The sequence below is a fragment of the Arthrobacter sp. W4I7 genome (assembly GCF_030816215.1).
Taxonomy (GTDB): Bacteria; Actinomycetota; Actinomycetes; order Actinomycetales; family Micrococcaceae; genus Arthrobacter; species Arthrobacter siccitolerans_A.
Genome location: NZ_JAUSXU010000001.1, coordinates 4,662,591 through 4,680,655, shown reverse-complemented (window position 1 = coordinate 4,680,655; position 18,065 = coordinate 4,662,591). Strand labels below are relative to the sequence as shown.

Here is an 18,065-nt window from a genome sequence, read left to right as displayed (position 1 = left end):
AGTCAGTTATTTACGCCGACAGCTCGGTACGGCCCTTGCCACGACGGGCTGCCAGGATGGCGCGGCCGGCACGGGTACGCATACGAAGGCGGAAGCCGTGCTTCTTGGCTCGACGGCGGTTATTCGGCTGAAAAGTCCGCTTGCTCACGTTAGTTACTCCAGTGGATCAAAGGTGCGCCCACCCGATCAATATGGGGAAGAACTGGCCGACGCTAAGTTTTGTATATGCACGCTTCCCCCGGCTGCTCACACGCACTGCGTCTGAGAGATTCAGATGGGGCCAAAAAGCGGACACAAAGGACTTCACAACGTTAGGGCAATTCAGGGCCCCTAGTCAAACCGGAGCAGGCCACCGGCACTATCCCCAGCTGTGGCAAACCTGCCCTTCGAGCCTGTGGATGAAGTGCCTCACAGGCTGCTTTTTAGAACCACAACAGTGTAATTATCCACAAGCTACTGGCCAGCTATCTTCTAGGCTTTTCATCCCCTAGAGTTGCCCAGTAGCCGATTATCCACCTGCTGTGTATAACCCTGTGGATGAAGCTGAACCTGATCCTGGTTCCGCGCTTGCGGCTGCAGGCAATGCAGGCAAAGCAAGTTTTGAGGGAACCCATTGATGACAGTAGACGAAGCCAACCACGCCAATACTGTCGGAAGTTCCTGGCGGCGCGTTGTCAGCCTGCTCGAGCAGGACCACCGCGTTTCACCGCGGCAGCGTGGCTTTGTCATCCTCGCCCAGGCCCAGGGCCTGATCGGTTCCACCCTGCTGGTGGCAGTACCCAACGAACTCACCCGCGAAGTGCTGCAGACCCAGGTCAAGGACGCACTGGATGATGCACTGCACAGCGTCTTCTCCGAAGACATCCGCTGTGCCATTGACGTGGACACGGACCTGGTGCCCATCCACGAAGAGCCCGAGCCCGTCGTCGAGCCTTCCTTCTCGCCGGACCAGCTGATCGAGCAGAAGCCGCAGCCCATGCTGCCCAGCACCTCCCACGAGTTCGGCCGGCTCAACCCTAAATACGTCTTCGATACCTTCGTGATTGGTTCGTCCAACCGCTTTGCCCACGCTGCGGCCGTCGCCGTGGCGGAAGCGCCGGCCAAGGCCTACAACCCGCTGTTCATCTATGGCGACTCGGGCTTGGGAAAGACCCACCTCCTGCATGCGATCGGGCACTATGCCCGGCGGCTCTACAGCGGCATCCGGGTCCGGTACGTCAATTCGGAAGAATTCACCAACGACTTCATCAACTCCATCCGTGACGATGAAGGCGCCAGCTTCAAGACCACCTACCGCAACGTGGACGTCCTGCTGATCGATGACATCCAGTTCCTGGCCGGCAAGGACCGGACGCTGGAAGAGTTCTTCCACACGTTCAATTCGCTGCACAACAACAACAAGCAGGTGGTCATCACCTCGGACCAGCCGCCCAAGCTGCTCGCCGGGTTTGAGGACCGCATGAAGTCCCGCTTCGAATGGGGCCTCCTGACGGACATCCAGCCTCCGGAACTGGAAACCCGTATCGCCATTCTCCGCAAGAAGGCCCTGAGCGAAGGTCTTTCCGCTCCGGATGACGCCCTCGAGTACATCGCGTCCAAGATTTCCAGCAACATCCGTGAACTTGAAGGCGCCCTCATCAGGGTCACAGCGTTTGCCAGCCTCAACCGCCAGCCCGTGGATGTGGCCCTGGCGGAGATGGTGCTGAAGGATCTCATCACCGACGACGGTGCCCAGGAGATCACGTCCAGCCAGATCCTGCAGCAGACGGCCGAGTACTTCAAGCTCAGCATGGAAGAGCTCTGCAGCAAGTCCCGCACCAGGACCCTGGTTACCGCGCGCCAGATCGCCATGTACCTGTGCCGCGAACTCACGGACATGTCGCTTCCCAAGATTGGCCAGGAACTCGGCGGCCGCGACCACACCACGGTGATCCACGCTGACCGCAAAATCCGTGAACTGATGGCAGAGCGGCGTGTGATCTACAACCAGGTGACCGAGCTGACCAACCGGATCAAGCAACAGCAGCGCGATTCCTGACGAAGCATCTATACCTTATTAACAGGTGCATGTGGATAAGGCTGTGGATACTTAAGGGGACAACCGCGGTTAATGGGCTTAAAACCCTTAAGCCGCCTGTGGATCGGGAAAAGCGCCAAAATTTTTATCCCCATCCACACCCTGTTTAAAACCTGCTCCGCCCACAGTCCATGAACAGGGCTTAACCGCCGGATCCCGCGGCCGGAGGCAGTTATCCACAGTTTCCACAGCAGTTATTAACACTACTAATCCCAAAAAATTGAAGTCCCTCAAACAACAAGATCGATTCGCCCGTTCCGCACCGAGGGGCCACCGGCCCCAAGGGGCCAGCGCCGCAAAGTGGGGATGGGTTAATCGCGGATCTTCCGGCTAAGCTGTCAGCAGCGGTCCCATCCTTGGGTTTCTGCGTGGTTCAGGCAGCACGGACCATGCAGGTTCAGGACGCGGGGCATCCCTTTACGGGGCTTCCTGCGGGAAGTTTCGAAGAAACCAATGCAGCAGCAATGAAAGGCGGCACCCTTCCGTGAAGTTCAGAGTCGATCGGGACGTCCTGGCAGAAGCCGTTACCTGGACAGCCCGCTCGTTGTCTCCGCGGCCGCCCGTTCCCGTCCTTTCCGGCCTCCTTTTGAAGGCTGAAGCAGGCACAGTCAGCCTCTCGAGCTTCGACTACGAAACCTCCGCACGCCTGGAGATCGCCGCGGACATCCGGGACGAGGGGACCATCCTGGTCTCCGGCCGCCTTCTCGCGGATATCTGCCGCAGCCTGCCTTCGGCACCGGTCGACGTCGAAACGGACGGCAACAAAGTCACGCTCACCTGCCGCCGAAGCAGCTTCCACCTGGCTACGATGCCCGAGGCGGAATACCCGCCGCTTCCGGCCCTGCCCACCGTCAGCGGAACAGTCCCGGGTGACTCTTTTGCCCAGGCCGTCTCCCAGGTAATCATTGCCGCGAGCAAGGACGACACCCTGCCCATCCTCACCGGCGTGCGGATGGAGATTGAGGACGACCTGATCACGCTGCTGGCCACTGACCGTTACCGCCTGGCCATGCGCGAGGTGCCGTGGAAGCCCGTCACTCCGGGCATCTCCACCAGCGCGCTCGTCAAGGCAAAAACCCTGAACGAAGTGGCCAAGACCCTGGGCAACAGCGGAGACATCCAGTTGGCCCTCTCGGACGATGACAGCCGGCTTATCGGTTTCGAAAGCGGCGGCCGCACCACCACATCCCTGCTGGTGGACGGCGACTACCCGAAGATCCGGTCGCTTTTCCCTGACTCCACGCCCATCCACGCAACGGTCCAGACCCAGGAACTCGTGGAGGCCGTCCGCCGCGTCTCGCTGGTGGCAGAGCGCAACACCCCGGTCCGCCTGGCATTCACCCAGGGCCTGCTCAACCTGGACGCAGGCACCGGCGAGGACGCCCAGGCCTCCGAGGAACTCGAAGCCCAGCTTTCGGGTGACGACATCACGGTGGCCTTCAACCCGCACTACCTGGTGGAAGGACTGAGCGTCATCGAAACCAAGTTTGTCCGGTTCTCGTTCACCACGGCACCGAAGCCGGCCATGATCACGGCGCAGGCAGACGCGGACGGCGAAGACCAGGATGACTACCGTTACCTCGTCATGCCGGTCCGCCTCCCCAACTAGTCCCCAGCGCCCCCCTCGCCTTGCAAGCCCGGCCAGGGAACCCTGGCGGCGTGGGCCCAGACAGTTGTTGTCGTTCCGGGCCCCAAAACGACAACCGACACCCAATGCAGAAAGAGAAACCGCATCATGCATATTGGACTGATCGGCCTTGGCAAAATGGGATTCAACATGCGCGAACGCCTGCGCAAGGGCGGCATTGAGGTCACCGGTTATGACCGGAACCCGGAGGTCACGGACACCGGCTCCATTGATGAGCTCATCGCAGCCCTCCCCACGCCACGGCTCCTTTGGGTGATGGTGCCGGCTGGCGACATCACGGACGCCGTCGTCAAGGAACTCAGCGAAAAGCTGGACGAGGGTGACCTGGTGATCGACGGCGGCAACTCCCGCTTCACCGAGGACCAGAAACACGGCGAACTCCTCGCCGCCAAGGGCATCCACTTCGCGGACTGCGGTGTGTCCGGCGGTGTGTGGGGGCTGCAGAACGGTTACGGCCTGATGGCCGGCGGAGATGCCGCGGACATTGAACGTGCGCTTCCCGTCTTTGACGCCCTTCGCCCTGAAGGCGAACGGGCTGACAGCTTTGTGCACGTGGGCGGGATCGGCGCAGGCCACTACGCCAAGATGGTCCACAACGGCATCGAGTACGGCCTGATGCAGGCGTACGCCGAGGGCTACCAGCTACTCGCGTCCAAGGACATCATCAACGATCTGCCCGGAACCTTCCGGGCCTGGCAAAAGGGCACCGTGGTCCGGTCCTGGCTGCTGGACCTCCTCGTCAAAGCGCTGGACGAGGATCCGGGACTGCAGAACATTGACGACTACGTCGAGGACTCGGGCGAGGGCAGGTGGACTGTGGAAGAAGCCATCGCCAACGCCATTCCCGCACCGGCCATCACGGCCGCCCTGTTTGCCCGCTTCGAGTCCCGCGAGGACAGCTCGCCGGCCATGAAGATGGTGTCTGCCCTGCGCCACCAGTTCGGCGGGCACGCAACCCGTCCCGCCAAGTAGCAGCCAGCGGGGACCTGCCCGGTTCCCAGAATTGCCTAAAACCGCGTGTACATAGAACACCTCTCGCTGACTGATTTCCGCAGCTATGCCCAGGTTGACCTTGCCCTGGGCCCGGGCGTCACCGTCCTGGTGGGGTACAACGGCATTGGCAAGACCAACCTGATGGAAGCCATCGGGTACCTCGCCACCCTCAGCTCGCACCGCGTCAGCTCCGACGGGCCGCTGCTGCGGTTCGGCACCGACCGCGCCCTGGTCCGGGCCCGGCTGGTCCGGGGCGGGCAGGTCACGGTCCTCGAACTGGAAATCAACGCGGGCCGGGCTAACCGCGGCAGGATCAACCGCAGCAATCCCGTCCGCGCACGCGATCTTCTGGGCATCTGCCAGACGGTGCTCTTCGCACCGGAGGACCTGGCCCTGGTTAAAGGCGATCCGTCCAACCGCCGCCGGTTCCTGGATGAGCTCCTCGCCAGCCTGATCCCGCACCACGCCGCCACCCGCAGCGATTACGACCGGGTGTTGAAACAGCGCAATGCGTTGCTGAAGTCTGCCCGCTCGGGCAAATTCACGTCAGCGCATGAAGCGACGCTCGATGTGTGGGACCAGCATATGGCCAGGGCCGGTGCGGAACTGCTGCACGCCCGGCTTGAGCTCGTGGAACGCCTCCGGCCGCACCTGGCAACTGCATACGCCGGGCTGACAGATACCTCCAAGCCCGCCGACGCGGTCTACCGTTCCACCCTCCAGAACCAGATGGACGACGACGGCGCCCCGGAGTTGCGTGCTGCCGGCAACGGAGACGGAGGTACTTCCGCCGAAGCCGAGGACCTGCGCCGGCTCACTGTGGAGGAGCTCACTGGGCGGTATGTTCGCGCCTTCGCCGACGCCCGGCGGAAGGAACGGGAACGCGGCATCTCGCTGGTGGGTCCCCACCGCGACGAACTGGAACTGATCCTCGGCCAGGCACCCGCCAAGGGGTATGCATCCCACGGTGAAACGTGGTCCATGTGCCTGGCACTGCGGCTCGCTTCGTATTACGTCATGCTGGACGATGCCCGGACCGGCGGCTCCGCACCCATCCTGATCCTTGATGACGTTTTTGCCGAGCTGGACGTGCAGCGCAGGCGTAAACTGGCCGCAATAGTCTCGGGTGCGGAACAGGTCCTGGTGACCGCCGCCGTCGACGCCGATATCCCGGAAGAGCTGTCCGGACGGCGGGTGAAGGTCATCGCGGGAGGAATCGATGAGTAGGGACGAAAAAGACGCCGGACGGCAGCCCGGCCGCGAGCCCGACAACATCGATGCGCCGCAGGCAGCCCTGAACAGAATGCGCGAGGCCGCCGCCGCCCGTGGCGAAATCCGCAGGGCCGCAATTCGGCCCGGGTCCCAAAAAGCCAAACGCAGTATCCGGGACACCCGCGGTTTCAGCCAGTTCCACTCCACCGGCCGGGATCCCCTCGGACTGGGCAAGGTAGTGGGCCGCCTGGTGGCCGAACGCGGCTGGACCTCCCCGGTTGCCGTCGGCTCAGTGATGGCAGAATGGGCCACCCTGGTGGGGCCTGAAATTTCAGCACACTGCACACCCGAAAGCTTCACGGACACCACGCTGCACGTCAGGTGTGATTCAACGGCCTGGGCCACGCAGCTCCGGCTCCTCAGCCTGAGCCTGCTAGAGAAATTCCGGGTGGAGCTGGGTGACGGTGTGGTCACCAGCATCCAGGTCCTCGGCCCCACCGCACCGAGCTGGCGCAAGGGCGGCCGGACAGTCAACGGACGCGGACCGCGGGACACTTACGGGTAGCCCGGAGCCGGACTCTTGAAAATCCCCTGATGGGCGTGTAGCGCCCTGGAAGGGCCGGAGGGTGTATAGGCACCCGCAGGCCGGAGTTTCGGAGCGCCAAAGGCGCAGTCTGTGGCTCGCAGCGGGCACATTGCCCGCCATCCACGGCCCTGGAATGCGGGAATCAGGGCTGTTTCACGGTAGAATCGATGTAGATAACTGGGCGTCGGTGAAACGTTGACTGAGTCCGTTCTCCGCACGCTTCCAGCACGCGGATCGCGGATCCCACCATCAGCTAGTAGCCGGCGCCATAAGTTTGCGCCTGTTGGCGGACTGCTTTTCCATGCCTGGAAGAGCTTTCCAGCCGGCCATCATCGAGAACAGAGGAGTCGACAGCGCCTGTGGCTAACGACAATACAGATATTCTGGCAGTTGAACCCGCAGTCGAGGATGCCCGCACGCCTGACACCCCGGCAGAAGCAGCCACACCGCGCGAGTACGGTGCCAGCGACATTACCGTCCTTGAGGGCCTGGAAGCTGTCCGGAAGCGTCCCGGTATGTACATCGGCTCCACCGGACCCCGCGGACTCCACCACCTGGTCTACGAAGTGGTGGACAACTCCGTCGATGAGGCCCTGGCCGGCTACTGTACACATATCGAGGTTGTGCTGCAGGCCGACGGCGGCGTGAAGGTTGTGGACGACGGCCGCGGCATCCCCGTGGACATGCACCCCACTGAGCACAAACCCACGGTTGAAGTGGTGATGACCATCCTGCACGCCGGCGGCAAGTTCGGCGGCGGTGGCTACGCCGTGTCCGGCGGCCTGCACGGAGTGGGTATCTCCGTTGTCAACGCCCTCTCCAGCAGGGTGGACACCGAGGTCCGCCGGCAGGGCCACGTCTGGCGGATGTCCTTCGCCGACGGCGGCAAGCCCCAGGGCAGCCTGGTGCAGGGCGAAGAAACGGATCTCACCGGGACCACCCAGACGTTCTACCCCGACGCCTCAATTTTCGAGAGCACCGAGTTCGATTTCGAGACCCTCCGTGCCCGCTTTCAGCAGATGGCCTTCCTCAACAAGGGCCTGCGCATCACGCTGACCGACGAGCGCACGTCCGCCAGCGATAACGAAGCCGATGCGGATCTGGACCTGGACGGCGTTGTCACCGAAGGCGAAGTCAGCGCCGAGCACCGCACCGTGGTCTACCAGTACAACGAGGGCCTGCTGGACTACGTCAAGCACCTGAATTCAGGAAAGAAGGTGGAAGTAGTCCACGAGGACGTCATCGCCTTCGAAACCGAGGACACGGAACGCAAGATTGCCCTGGAAATGGCGATGCAGTGGACCAATGCCTATTCCGAGAGCGTCCACACCTACGCCAACACCATCAACACCCATGAGGGCGGTACCCACGAAGAGGGTTTCCGCGCTGCCATGACGTCACTGATCAACCGCTATGCGCGTGAAAAGGGCATCATCAAGGAGAAGGACGACAACCTCACGGGCGATGACATCCGTGAGGGCCTCACCGCCGTCATTTCCGTCAAGCTCGCAGAGCCCCAGTTCGAGGGCCAGACCAAGACCAAGCTGGGCAACTCCGAGGTCAAGGGTTTCGTCCAGCGTGTGGTGACCGACGGGCTTGGCGACTGGCTCGAACGCAATCCCGGCCCCGCCCGCGACGTCATCCGCAAAGCCATCTCGGCAGCGCAGGCCCGCATGGCTGCGCGCAAAGCCCGTGACAACGCGCGCCGTAAGAGCCCGCTGGAGTCCTTCGGCATGCCAGGCAAGCTGTCCGACTGCTCCTCCAAGAACCCGGAGAAGTGCGAGGTCTACATCGTGGAGGGTGACTCGGCCGGCGGTTCCGCCAAGCGCGGCCGCAACCCCGAGACCCAGGCCATCCTTCCCCTCCGGGGCAAGATCCTGAACGTGGAGCGTGCCCGCCTGGACAAGGCCCTGGGCAACACCGAAGTCCAGTCCATGATCACGGCCTTTGGCACCGGCATCGGGGAGGACTTCGACCTCTCCAAGCTTCGGTACCACAAGATCGTTTTGATGGCCGACGCCGACGTGGACGGCCAGCACATCACCACGCTGCTGATGACGCTGCTGTTCCGCTACATGCGGCCATTGATCGAAAACGGTTACGTCTACCTGGCCCAGCCGCCGCTGTACCGGATCAAGTGGTCGAACGCTGCGCACGATTACGTGTACAGCGACAAAGAACGTGACGCCAAGCTCCTCGCGGGACAGGCAGCCGGGCGCCGCATCCCGAAGGACAACGGCATCCAGCGCTACAAGGGCCTCGGCGAGATGGACTACACGGAACTGTGGGACACCACCATGGATCCGGACAACCGCACCCTGTTGCAGGTCACCATGGACGACGCATTGGCTGCCGACCAGATCTTCTCCGTCCTGATGGGCGAGGACGTGGAATCACGCCGCAACTTCATTCAGCAGAACGCCAAGGACGTCAGGTTCCTGGATATCTAAAGGTAATTCCCTTCGTATTCCAGAGCTGACATATACCTGAAACGGAAATAGAAAATGAGCGACGAAACACCCGAGAACCCGGCCCCCGAAGCCGGGAACCCGGACACCGTTCTTGAAGGCGACGTGCTGGTGGACCGCGTGGAGCAGGTGGACCTGCAGACGGAAATGCAGCGGTCCTACCTGGACTACGCGATGGCCGTCATCGTGGGCCGTGCCCTCCCTGACGTCCGCGACGGCCTTAAACCCGTACACCGCCGGGTGCTGTACGCCATGTTCGACGGCGGCTACCGCCCCGAGCGATCCTTCAACAAGTGCGCCCGCGTGGTGGGCGAGGTCATGGGCCAGTACCACCCCCACGGCGACACCGCGATCTACGACGCCCTGGTACGCCTCATCCAGGACTGGACCATGCGCTACCCGTTGGCCCTGGGCCAGGGCAACTTCGGTTCGCCGGGCAACGATGGCGCCGCTGCGCCCCGTTACACCGAAACCAAGATGGCCCCGCTGGCCATGGAGATGGTCCGCGACATCGATGAGGAAACCGTCGATTTCCAGGACAACTACGACGGCAAGAACCAGGAACCCACCATCCTGCCGGCCCGGTTCCCCAACCTGCTGGTCAACGGCTCCTCGGGCATCGCCGTGGGTATGGCCACCAACATCCCGCCGCACAACCTCCGCGAGGTGGCCGACGGCGTGCAGTGGTACCTGGCCAACCCCCAGGCCACCCGCGAGGAACTGCTGGAAGAACTCCTGCTGCGGGTCAAGGGCCCCGATTTCCCCACCGGTGCCACCATCCTTGGCCACAAGGGCATCGAGGACGCCTACCGCACCGGCCGCGGCTCCGTCACCATGCGCGCCGTGGTGAACGTGGAGGAACTGCAGGGCCGCACCTGCCTGGTGGTTACCGAACTGCCGTACCAGGCCAACCCGGACAACCTCGCCATCAAGATTGCCGAACTGGTGAAGGACGGCAAGATCCAGGGCATCGCCGACCTGCGGGATGAAACCTCCGGCCGCACCGGCCAGCGGCTGGTCATCGTGCTGAAACGCGATGCCGTGGCCAAGGTGGTGCTGAACAACCTCTACAAGCACACCGAACTGCAGAGCAACTTCTCCGCCAATATGCTGGCGATCGTTGACGGAGTGCCCCGGACCCTGAGCCTGGATGCCTTCATCCGGCACTGGGTCACCCACCAGATGGACGTCATTGCCCGCCGCACCAGGTACAGGCTGCGCAAGGCCGAAGAAGAAGCCCACATCCTGCGGGCACTGCTGAAGGCGCTGGACATGCTGGACGAGGTCATTGCCCTCATCCGTGCTTCCAACACCACCGAAGCCGCCCGCGACGGCCTGATGGAACTGCTGGACATCGACGAACTGCAGGCCCGGGCCATCCTGGACATGCAGCTGCGCCGCCTTGCGGCCCTGGAACGCCAGAAGATCCAGGACCGGCATTCAGAGCTCGAGGCCCTCATTGCCGAGTACAACGCGATCCTCGCCTCCGAGCAGCGCCAGCGCGAAATCATCAGCACCGAGCTTGGCGAAATCGTGGACAAGCACGGCGATGACCGCCGCACGAAGATCCTGATGGGCTTCGACGGCGACATGTCCATGGAGGACCTCATCCCCGAAGAGGAGATGGTGGTCACCATCACCCGCGGCGGGTACGTCAAGCGGACCCGGAGCGATAACTACCGTTCCCAGCAGCGCGGCGGCAAGGGCATCAAGGGTGCCCAGCTGCGCGGGGACGACGTGGTGGAGCACTTCTTTGTCACCACCACCCACCACTGGCTCCTGTTCTTCACCAACCTTGGCCGGGTTTACCGCGCGAAGGCCTACGAGCTGATGGAAGCCGGCCGTGACGCCAAGGGCCAGCACGTGGCCAACCTGATGGCGTTCCAGCCCGATGAGCACATCGCCCAGGTGCTGGACCTGAAGGACTACCAGCAGGCGCCCTACCTGGTGCTCGCCACCAAGCGCGGGCTGGTCAAGAAGACGCGGCTGGAGGACTACGACACCAACCGCTCCGCGGGAGTGATCGCCATCAACCTCCGCGACGGCGATGAACTGGTGTCCGCCCAGCTGGTTTCCGAAACCGACGACCTGCTCCTCGTGTCCCGGAAGGGGCAGTCCATCCGCTTCACCGCCACCGAGGACGCCCTGCGCCCCATGGGCCGGGCAACCTCCGGCGTCACCGGCATGAAGTTCCGCGAGGACGACGAGCTGCTCGCCGCCAACGTGGTGACCGACGGCTCCTTCGTGTTCATCGTGACCGAGGGCGGCTACGCCAAGCGCACCGCCGTCGAGGAGTACCGCCTCCAGGGCCGCGGCGGGCTGGGCATCAAGGTTGCCAAGCTCGCCGAAGAACGCGGTGACCTGGTGGGCGCGCTTATTGTCCAGGAAGAGGATGAGGTGCTGGTGGTCATGGAGGGCGGCAAGGTTGTCCGCTCCTCGGTGGCCGGCGTCCCCGCGAAGGGCCGCGACACCATGGGCGTCATCTTCGCCAAACCGGACAAAAACGACCGGATCATCGAGGTGGCACGCAACAGCGAACGCGGCATCGAGGGCGAGGAATCGCTGGAGGATGACGTAACGTTGGCTGAAGATGGCGGTTCCCCTGGGGAAGCCGCAGAGTCAGCACTGGCAGATGAATCACCGGCCGTTGAGTCAGAGGACGCCTCGGGCGACGCTGAGCCGAACGAAGACAACACGGAGGTAACGAATGAGTAATCCCGACTCATTTCCCAAGCCGAACACTTCAGCTCCCGAGGGAAGCCGGCCCTCGGCTGCACCCCGCGTGAACGCTCCTGTTCGTCCGCAGCAGCGGCCAGCCGCGCCCGCGGCAGCTCCCGGACAACGCCCGGCAGTCCCCGGCCAGCGTCCCCTCCAGGGTGAACGGCCGACGCCGGGACAGGCCGCACCGCGCACGGCTGCGGGACCATCCGTCTCCGGCCAGCGTCCGGCACCGGGCCAACGCCCGATGCAGGGAAACCAGGGCCAGGGAGGCCAGCGGCCGGCCCTGGGGACACCGGGACTCGTCAAGCCCGCCCCTAAGGCCAAAGTGCGGCGCGCGCGGCTGCTGATCAGCAAGGTGGACCCATGGTCCGTCCTGAAGATGGCCTTCCTGCTGTCCGTGGCGCTGGGAATCGTCACGGTGGTCGCCGCCATCGTCCTGTGGACCGTCCTGGACCTCACCGGAATCTTTGACCAGGTGGACAGCCTGCTCGGTACCCTTGCCGGCTCCGAAGGCGGCGGCTTCGAACTGAAGAAGGTTGCCTCCCTCGGCCAGGTGGCCTCGTTCGCCACCATCATCGCCGTGGTGAACGTGGTCCTGCTGACCGCGCTCTCCATGCTCTCTGCCGTCCTGTACAACATTGCAGCCACCCTGGTGGGCGGCATCGGCGTTACCCTCACCGACGATTAGGTCCCTGCTTTCACCGGCAAATTTGCGGTGAAAGCGCCCGATTTGAGATCGGGCCGGGATGTGCTGTAAAGTCATGTCTCGGCCCGATGAGGTATCGGGGCGTATAGCTCAGGCGGTTAGAGCGCTTCGCTGATAACGAAGAGGTCCCAGGTTCAAGTCCTGGTACGCCCACGGAACCTGTGCAGGTTCAAGTGGAGGTTTGGTCCGCATCACAGCGGCCGGACCGGAACGGGGAGCATGTGAAGAAGTTGCTTGTACTGGCAGCTGCAATCGCAGGCGTCCTGGTCTACCGGAAAGCACAGGAATCCGAAGCCCGGAAAACAGTCTGGAGCAAGTCCACCGATTCGGTTGGCTAGGCCGGACGCCCCGCTCTGGGGCTGGTCAGCAGCCCCAAGGTTCTAGGGTATGATGGACGGGTTGCTTCTTATGGGGGCATGGCGCAATTGGTAGCGCACCTGCTTTGCAAGCAGGGGGTTCGGGGTTCGAGTCCCCGTGCCTCCACCATAAGAGAGTCCCGGTTCAGCGGAAACGCTGGCCGGGACTTTTGTTTTGCCCGAGACATATAGGCCTGAGAAATATAGGGGTGGATGGGTGGCCTACTTTATTGCAGCTCTTGGCGTGCTGGGTGTTGCCTCCTCCGGTCCCCTGATAGCAGCCACGCTGGGAGCCACCAGTGTCAGTGCGCTGGCCATAGCCTTCTGGCGCAACGCCATCGGCGCCGTCGTGATGGCCACCCCTACCCTCATCCGGGAGCCGGCCTTGTTCGGCAGGGTGACCCGGAGGGAGTTCCGCTGGTCGCTGCTCGCCGCCGTCGCCCTGGCCCTGCACTTTGCCTGCTTCATCACCTCGCTGCAGCTGACGTCCGTTGCTGCGGCCACGGCCCTGGTGTGCCTCCAATCGGCATGGATTGCCGTCTTCCAGCTCTTCAGGGGAACCAGGCACCGCTGGCAGGTGCTCGCCGGCCTGGGCATCGCCTTTGGCGGAGTCGTGGCCATCACCGGCTTCGACATGGGATCTTCCCCGGAAGCCCTCGCAGGTGACTTGCTGGCAGTGGCCGGCGGAGCCCTGGCCGGGCTGTACACGCTGGCGGGTGGCAAGGCCCGGCAGAGCATGACCACCGGGACTTACACCACGCTCTGCTACGGAATGTGCGCTGCCCTCGTGGCCCTCCTCGCGCTGCTGGGCGGACAACCGCTGGTGGGCTTCGACGCTGGCGGCTGGCTCGGTATCGCGGCAATCACTGTGTGCGCACAACTGGTGGGCCATACCGCGTTCAACCACCTGCTCGCCACGATGGGTCCGCTGCTGGTGTCCATGATCATCCTGCTGGAAATCCCCGGCGCGGCGCTCCTGGCAGCCATGTTCCTGCAGGAAACACTTCCCGCAGGCACCTACGCAGGGCTGGCCCTGATCCTGGTGGGGCTCGCCGTCGTTGTACTCGGCCAAAAGCCCGCAAGGGCAGGAAGGCGGGGCCGCCCGGGAGGGTCAGGGGAACAGGATGGACCGGAACGTCCGCTGGCGGAACTCGGGACAGACTGACCCCTGGCCAGGAAAGCCCGGGAGGGAGAGGCCTACTGCCCGCCGCGGCGGGCCGGCTGTGCAGTATTAACGGTGTGGATGGCCCGCAGGAGCTTGGCCGGGAAGTACACCGAGAAAAACACCACCATCGGTGCCTTGAGGGCCATCTTCTTCACGTTGTGGGCCTTGTACGTGCGGTCAAACCGGGTGACGTAGTAGCGGTAGTCCCGGGGGGAATCCTCCAGCCGGCGCGCGGACATGCCGGACACCATCTGGGGGCAGTAGTTGATCTTCAGGTCGTGGTCGGCGAGGTGCAGCGAAAGATCGATGTCTTCATGCATCTCGTCCTTCTCGTCGCGGCACGTCTCTGGGCGGATGATCTCCCAGGCCGAAGAGCGCAGGGCCATGTTGGAGCCGAACAGGAAATGGTACTGGTGCTTGGCCAGCTTCAGCATGAGCTGGCGCATTTTGTCGTCCGCTTTGAGGCCGAAGCGGCGCATGGGCATGTCGTAGTAGACGACTGGCCCGGTGGCGGCCTGGACTGACGGGTCACCGAAGGCGCGCTGCACCTGTTCCACCCAGTCCGGTTCCACCACGGAGTCCGCGTCGATGCGGCCCAGGATGTCCCCGGTGGCGTTGTCCAGGCCGAAGTTGCGGGTGGGAATGAGCCCCTGTTCCTGGTCCTGGCTCAGCAGGACGATGGGGCTTTCCGGATACTCAAGTTGCATCTGGCGGACGATGTCAGCGGTCCGGTCCTTGGAGAGGTTGTCCACCACGATGATTTCGTGGGCGGGGCACCGACTGGTAGATGGCAGCTATAAGGCACTGCCGGATGACGCTCTCCTCGTTATATGCCGGGATGACAATGGACACGCGGGCCTGCTGTGCTGCGTCGTTCAAGGCATCCTCAGAGGATTGGTCGGCTGACATCAGTTCAAATCTAGCATCGATCCGGTGCCCTCCCGGGGAGCGCGGCGGTGTGTGGAGATGAATAAAGGGCCCCGCTCCAGTGAACTTGTCACCGAAGCGGGGCCCTCATCCAAGGCGGGGAATGCTAGGACTGGGTGGCATCCTTGTCCAGAGTGGACTTGTCCCCGTTGCCGGTGTTGGACGAGACGTTCTTGGTGGCCGTCTTGGCGTCGGTTGAAACCGGGGCTTTTTCGCCGGGAGCGTCCTCAGCCACGTGCTTGGCCTTGTCCGCGGTGTCAGCATCCTCGTCCGCCACAACGCCTGGCGCCTCGTCCGCCACAACGCCGCTGGTGGCCTCAGGAACTTCGTTCACCGTGGTTGCCGGGACAGGGGCGGGCGTGGACGTGACTGGGGAAGGAGTCTTCCAGGGGTCCTCGACCGGCTTGGAGGCCTTCCAGGCAGCCACACCGGCGGCAACGGCCGCCGCGATTACGCCAAAGACCAGCCAGCCGCGCTTCCCGGGCTTCTCCGGTTCGGCGAGCTGGGTGCCCGCCGTCCGGCCGGCTTCGGTCGCGACTACCTTGAGCCGGGGGGCGGCGGCCTGGGCCTGCTCCTGGATGGTGTGGATGATTCCCACATCGCCGAGCTTCTGCGCAATGGCGTCCACGTGGGCCGGCGTGTTTTCGAGTGTGCGGTGCACGGCGTTGGAGGCGACACCGATCTGGTCGGACAGTCGGGGCAGGTAATCCACAACGACGCGGTCGCGGGCACTGAGGACAACCGGCGTTGCTTTGTCCAGCGCCTCGTGCAGCCGCGGGGATGCTCCATCCACTGCCTCATTGATCCGCGGAGCGAGCTGCGCCAGGCCGCCCTGGATGCGGGGAGTCACGGTGGCAACGCCGCCGGCCAGGTTGTGGGCCGCTGACTTCAGGCCTTCCTGGATTTTGGGAGATGCGTTATCCAGGCTCTGCTGCAGGCGGGGAACGGCCCACTCAACGGCTGCTTCCACGCGGGGGCTTGCCCACTCCCTGGCGTGCTCCACAGCTCTGGTGACTGACAGCTCAAGGTCACGGGCAATACGATCCGATTTCTTCACAACTACCTCCCGATTAAAGTGACGGTCTGTGGTTAGCCTACGTTGGCTTGGTCTTCACCGGCTATTCCCTCTGCGGAATTTAGGCGGATTTCACCGAGCGCGGAACTGCTGCCGCAGCAGTCCCCGCCCCGGACCGCCATGGAAGAATGGGCCGTATGACTGCCATCGCAACTGCAAAAGCAACCATCCACACAAGCCTCGGCGACATCGTCGTCAACCTCTTCGGCAACCACGCGCCCAAGACGGTCAAGAACTTCGTTGGCCTCGCCACGGGCGAGCAGGCGTGGACCCACCCGGAAACGGGCGAGGATAAGACCGGTACGCCCCTGTACAACGGCACCATCTTCCACCGCATCATCAAGGACTTCATGATCCAGGCCGGCGATCCCCTGGGCCGCGGCGTGGGCGGACCGGGCTACCAGTTCGACGACGAAATCCACCCCGAACTCAGCTTCAACCAGCCCTACAAGCTGGCCATGGCAAACGCCGGCATCCGCATGGGCAAGGGCACCAACGGGTCACAGTTCTTCATCACCACCATCCCCACCGACTGGCTGCAGGGCAAGCACAGCATCTTCGGTGAAGTAGCGGACGACGAATCCAAGAAGGTCGTGGACGCCATTGAAGGTGTCCGTACCGGCATGGGTGACCGCCCGGTGGAGGACGTCACCATCAACAGCATCGACATCGAACAGCTGTAATCCCCCTCCATGAGTTACGGAATTCCGTCGGCTGAGCCGTCCGCGCAGGTTCCGGTCTGCCCCCGGCATCCGGACCGGCCATCCTATGTGCGCTGCCAGCGGTGCGGACGCCCCGCGTGCCCGGACTGCCAGCGGGCGGCCGCCGTCGGATTCCAGTGCATTGACTGCGTCAACGAAACAAGGCGTACGACGCCGGAAGTGCGGACAGTCTACGGCGGCGCCGCAACTGCCGGCAAACCATTGGTGACGTACGGCATCATCGCCGCGTGCGTGCTGGTGTACGTGCTGCAGTGGATCATCCCCGGCCAGGCCGTTTATGAACAGTTCGCCTACAACAACGTCTTCGCCACCCCTAAATACGGGGCCTTCGAGCCTTGGCGGATGCTCACGGCAGCATTCCTGCACTCACCGGATTCCGTGCTGCACATTGTCCTTAACATGTACACGCTGTGGATCTTCGGCCAGGCACTCGAGCCGCTCCTGGGCCGCATCCGCTTCCTGGCCCTGTACCTGATCTCGGCCATTGGGGGCTCGGTGGGATACCTGCTCCTGAACCCGCTGCTGGTGCCCGGGCAAGGCCTGGTGGGAGTGGTGGGCGCTTCAGGTGCCATCTTCGGGCTCTTCGGTGCCATGCTGTTGGTACAGCGGCAGCGCGGCGGAGATACCCGCCAGCTGTGGGTGCTGATCGCCATCAACGGTGTGATCGGCTTCCTTATCCCCCAGATCGCCTGGCAGGCGCACCTTGGCGGCCTGGTCACCGGTGCGCTCTGCGCGGCGGTCCTCGCCTACACTCCCCGCGGACGCAGGCAGGGCCTGGTCCAAGCAGCCGGCCTCGTAGCGGTCCTCGCGCTGCTGGTCGCCGCCAGCTGGATCCGAATTTCGCTCTAGATCCCAAGGCTGCAGCCCGCTTTACCTTCGTAGACGAAAGGCCCCGACATCCCCAACGGATGCCGGGGCCTTCTTTATCCACAGCAGTTATCCACAATGTTGGTAACTTACACGCCTGTAGTTCAGGTGCGGAAAACAACTTTCCCGCCAACTGGCACGACCTCTTCGCAATATCCCCCCAGTTAGTCCACAACTGTGGATAACTCTTGGGGATAGAACTGTGCTTAAGTGGACAAAGCTGCCCCGAAACCCTGCTTCTGTGGAAAAACACTGGGAAAGCGGCCGGGCTGGATGCTTAAGGTCGGTTTGCACCTCCCCTTTCAACAGGCTTTTGCACAGTGTTAATAACTGACAGCGACGTAGTTTCTTGTGGAAAATGCCCGGAGTACGGTGCCGGAAGGCCAGGAGCCACCCCATTTCCCCCAAGGTTTCCACAACTGTGGATAACTTGTGGGTATCCGGATGTTGGTAAGTGGAAAAGACGAGATCGTTGGTGTGCAAAGCTGGGGTTGCAACGGGCAGCCGCCTACGCCTTCACTGGAAGGTACGCCTGCCAGTTA

The 18,065-nt window shown here is 63.3% G+C and carries 14 protein-coding genes, 2 tRNA genes and 1 pseudogene; 14 read left to right on the top strand and 3 right to left on the bottom strand.

The genetic code is table 11. The features are described 5' to 3' along the window. Window positions 1-10 precede the first annotated feature (10 nt). Window positions 11-148: a 50S ribosomal protein L34 gene (rpmH, locus tag QF047_RS21295; protein WP_003800212.1), complete on the bottom strand. Its 138-nt coding sequence runs from the start codon at window positions 146-148 to the stop codon at window positions 11-13. 468 nt (window positions 149-616) lie between these two features. On the opposite strand from rpmH, the gene dnaA reads away from it, so the two are divergent. The 12 genes from dnaA (at window position 617) to QF047_RS21235 (ending at window position 13,932) form a co-directional block, all read left to right on the top strand. Then, complete coding sequence (dnaA, locus tag QF047_RS21290; RefSeq protein ID WP_091419371.1) at window positions 617-2,038, top strand: chromosomal replication initiator protein DnaA; 1,422 nt, start codon at window positions 617-619, stop codon at window positions 2,036-2,038. Between the two features lie 523 nt (window positions 2,039-2,561). After that, complete coding sequence (dnaN, locus tag QF047_RS21285) at window positions 2,562-3,686, top strand: DNA polymerase III subunit beta (RefSeq protein ID WP_091419638.1); 1,125 nt, start codon at window positions 2,562-2,564, stop codon at window positions 3,684-3,686. 126 nt (window positions 3,687-3,812) lie between these two features. After that, a complete protein-coding gene (gnd, locus tag QF047_RS21280) occupies window positions 3,813-4,697 on the top strand; it encodes a phosphogluconate dehydrogenase (NAD(+)-dependent, decarboxylating) (protein WP_306636866.1) in 885 nt (294 codons plus the stop codon). A 45-nt stretch (window positions 4,698-4,742) separates the two neighbouring features. Beyond that, window positions 4,743-5,945 (top strand): DNA replication/repair protein RecF, encoded by a 1,203-nt coding sequence (recF, locus tag QF047_RS21275; protein ID WP_307281229.1) that lies wholly within the window; start codon window positions 4,743-4,745, stop codon window positions 5,943-5,945. Further along, the gene (locus QF047_RS21270) at window positions 5,938-6,495 is read left to right on the top strand and encodes a DUF721 domain-containing protein (RefSeq protein ID WP_306636870.1); all 558 of its coding nucleotides are present in this window, start codon (window positions 5,938-5,940) and stop codon (window positions 6,493-6,495) included. Before recF ends, QF047_RS21270 begins: the two co-directional genes overlap by 8 nt. A gap of 380 nt (window positions 6,496-6,875) precedes the next feature. Next, window positions 6,876-8,966 (top strand): DNA topoisomerase (ATP-hydrolyzing) subunit B, encoded by a 2,091-nt coding sequence (gene gyrB / locus QF047_RS21265; RefSeq protein WP_306636872.1) that lies wholly within the window; start codon window positions 6,876-6,878, stop codon window positions 8,964-8,966. A gap of 54 nt (window positions 8,967-9,020) precedes the next feature. Beyond that, window positions 9,021-11,699: a DNA gyrase subunit A gene (gene gyrA / locus QF047_RS21260; RefSeq protein ID WP_306636873.1), complete on the top strand. Its 2,679-nt coding sequence runs from the start codon at window positions 9,021-9,023 to the stop codon at window positions 11,697-11,699. Beyond that, window positions 11,692-12,393, top strand: coding sequence for a DUF3566 domain-containing protein (locus QF047_RS21255; protein WP_307281223.1), 702 nt, complete (start codon window positions 11,692-11,694; stop codon window positions 12,391-12,393). The genes gyrA and QF047_RS21255 overlap by 8 nt, the downstream gene beginning before the upstream one ends. Window positions 12,394-12,490: 97 nt before the next feature. After that, a tRNA-Ile gene (locus QF047_RS21250) sits at window positions 12,491-12,564 on the top strand. An 8-nt stretch (window positions 12,565-12,572) separates the two neighbouring features. Then, entirely contained in the window at window positions 12,573-12,749 is a 177-nt protein-coding gene (locus tag QF047_RS21245; protein WP_373427786.1) for a DLW-39 family protein, read from the top strand. Between the two features lie 72 nt (window positions 12,750-12,821). Beyond that, a tRNA-Ala gene (locus tag QF047_RS21240) sits at window positions 12,822-12,897 on the top strand. A gap of 87 nt (window positions 12,898-12,984) precedes the next feature. After that, entirely contained in the window at window positions 12,985-13,932 is a 948-nt protein-coding gene (locus QF047_RS21235; protein WP_306636878.1) for a DMT family transporter, read from the top strand. 32 nt (window positions 13,933-13,964) lie between these two features. Here the strand turns inward: QF047_RS21235 and QF047_RS21230 are convergent. Both QF047_RS21230 and QF047_RS21225 read right to left on the bottom strand, forming a co-directional pair. After that, window positions 13,965-14,841 (bottom strand): annotated as a pseudogene (locus tag QF047_RS21230) (glycosyltransferase family 2 protein). Between the two features lie 124 nt (window positions 14,842-14,965). Next, on the bottom strand, window positions 14,966-15,916 hold the full coding sequence (locus QF047_RS21225) for a hypothetical protein (RefSeq protein WP_307281217.1): 951 nt from the start codon (window positions 15,914-15,916) through the stop codon (window positions 14,966-14,968). A 155-nt stretch (window positions 15,917-16,071) separates the two neighbouring features. On the opposite strand from QF047_RS21225, the gene QF047_RS21220 reads away from it, so the two are divergent. Both QF047_RS21220 and QF047_RS21215 read left to right on the top strand, forming a co-directional pair. Then, window positions 16,072-16,617, top strand: coding sequence for a peptidylprolyl isomerase (locus tag QF047_RS21220; RefSeq protein ID WP_306636884.1), 546 nt, complete (start codon window positions 16,072-16,074; stop codon window positions 16,615-16,617). A gap of 9 nt (window positions 16,618-16,626) precedes the next feature. After that, the gene (locus QF047_RS21215; protein ID WP_307281212.1) at window positions 16,627-17,505 is read left to right on the top strand and encodes a rhomboid family intramembrane serine protease; all 879 of its coding nucleotides are present in this window, start codon (window positions 16,627-16,629) and stop codon (window positions 17,503-17,505) included. The last annotated feature ends 560 nt before the right edge of the window (window positions 17,506-18,065 follow it).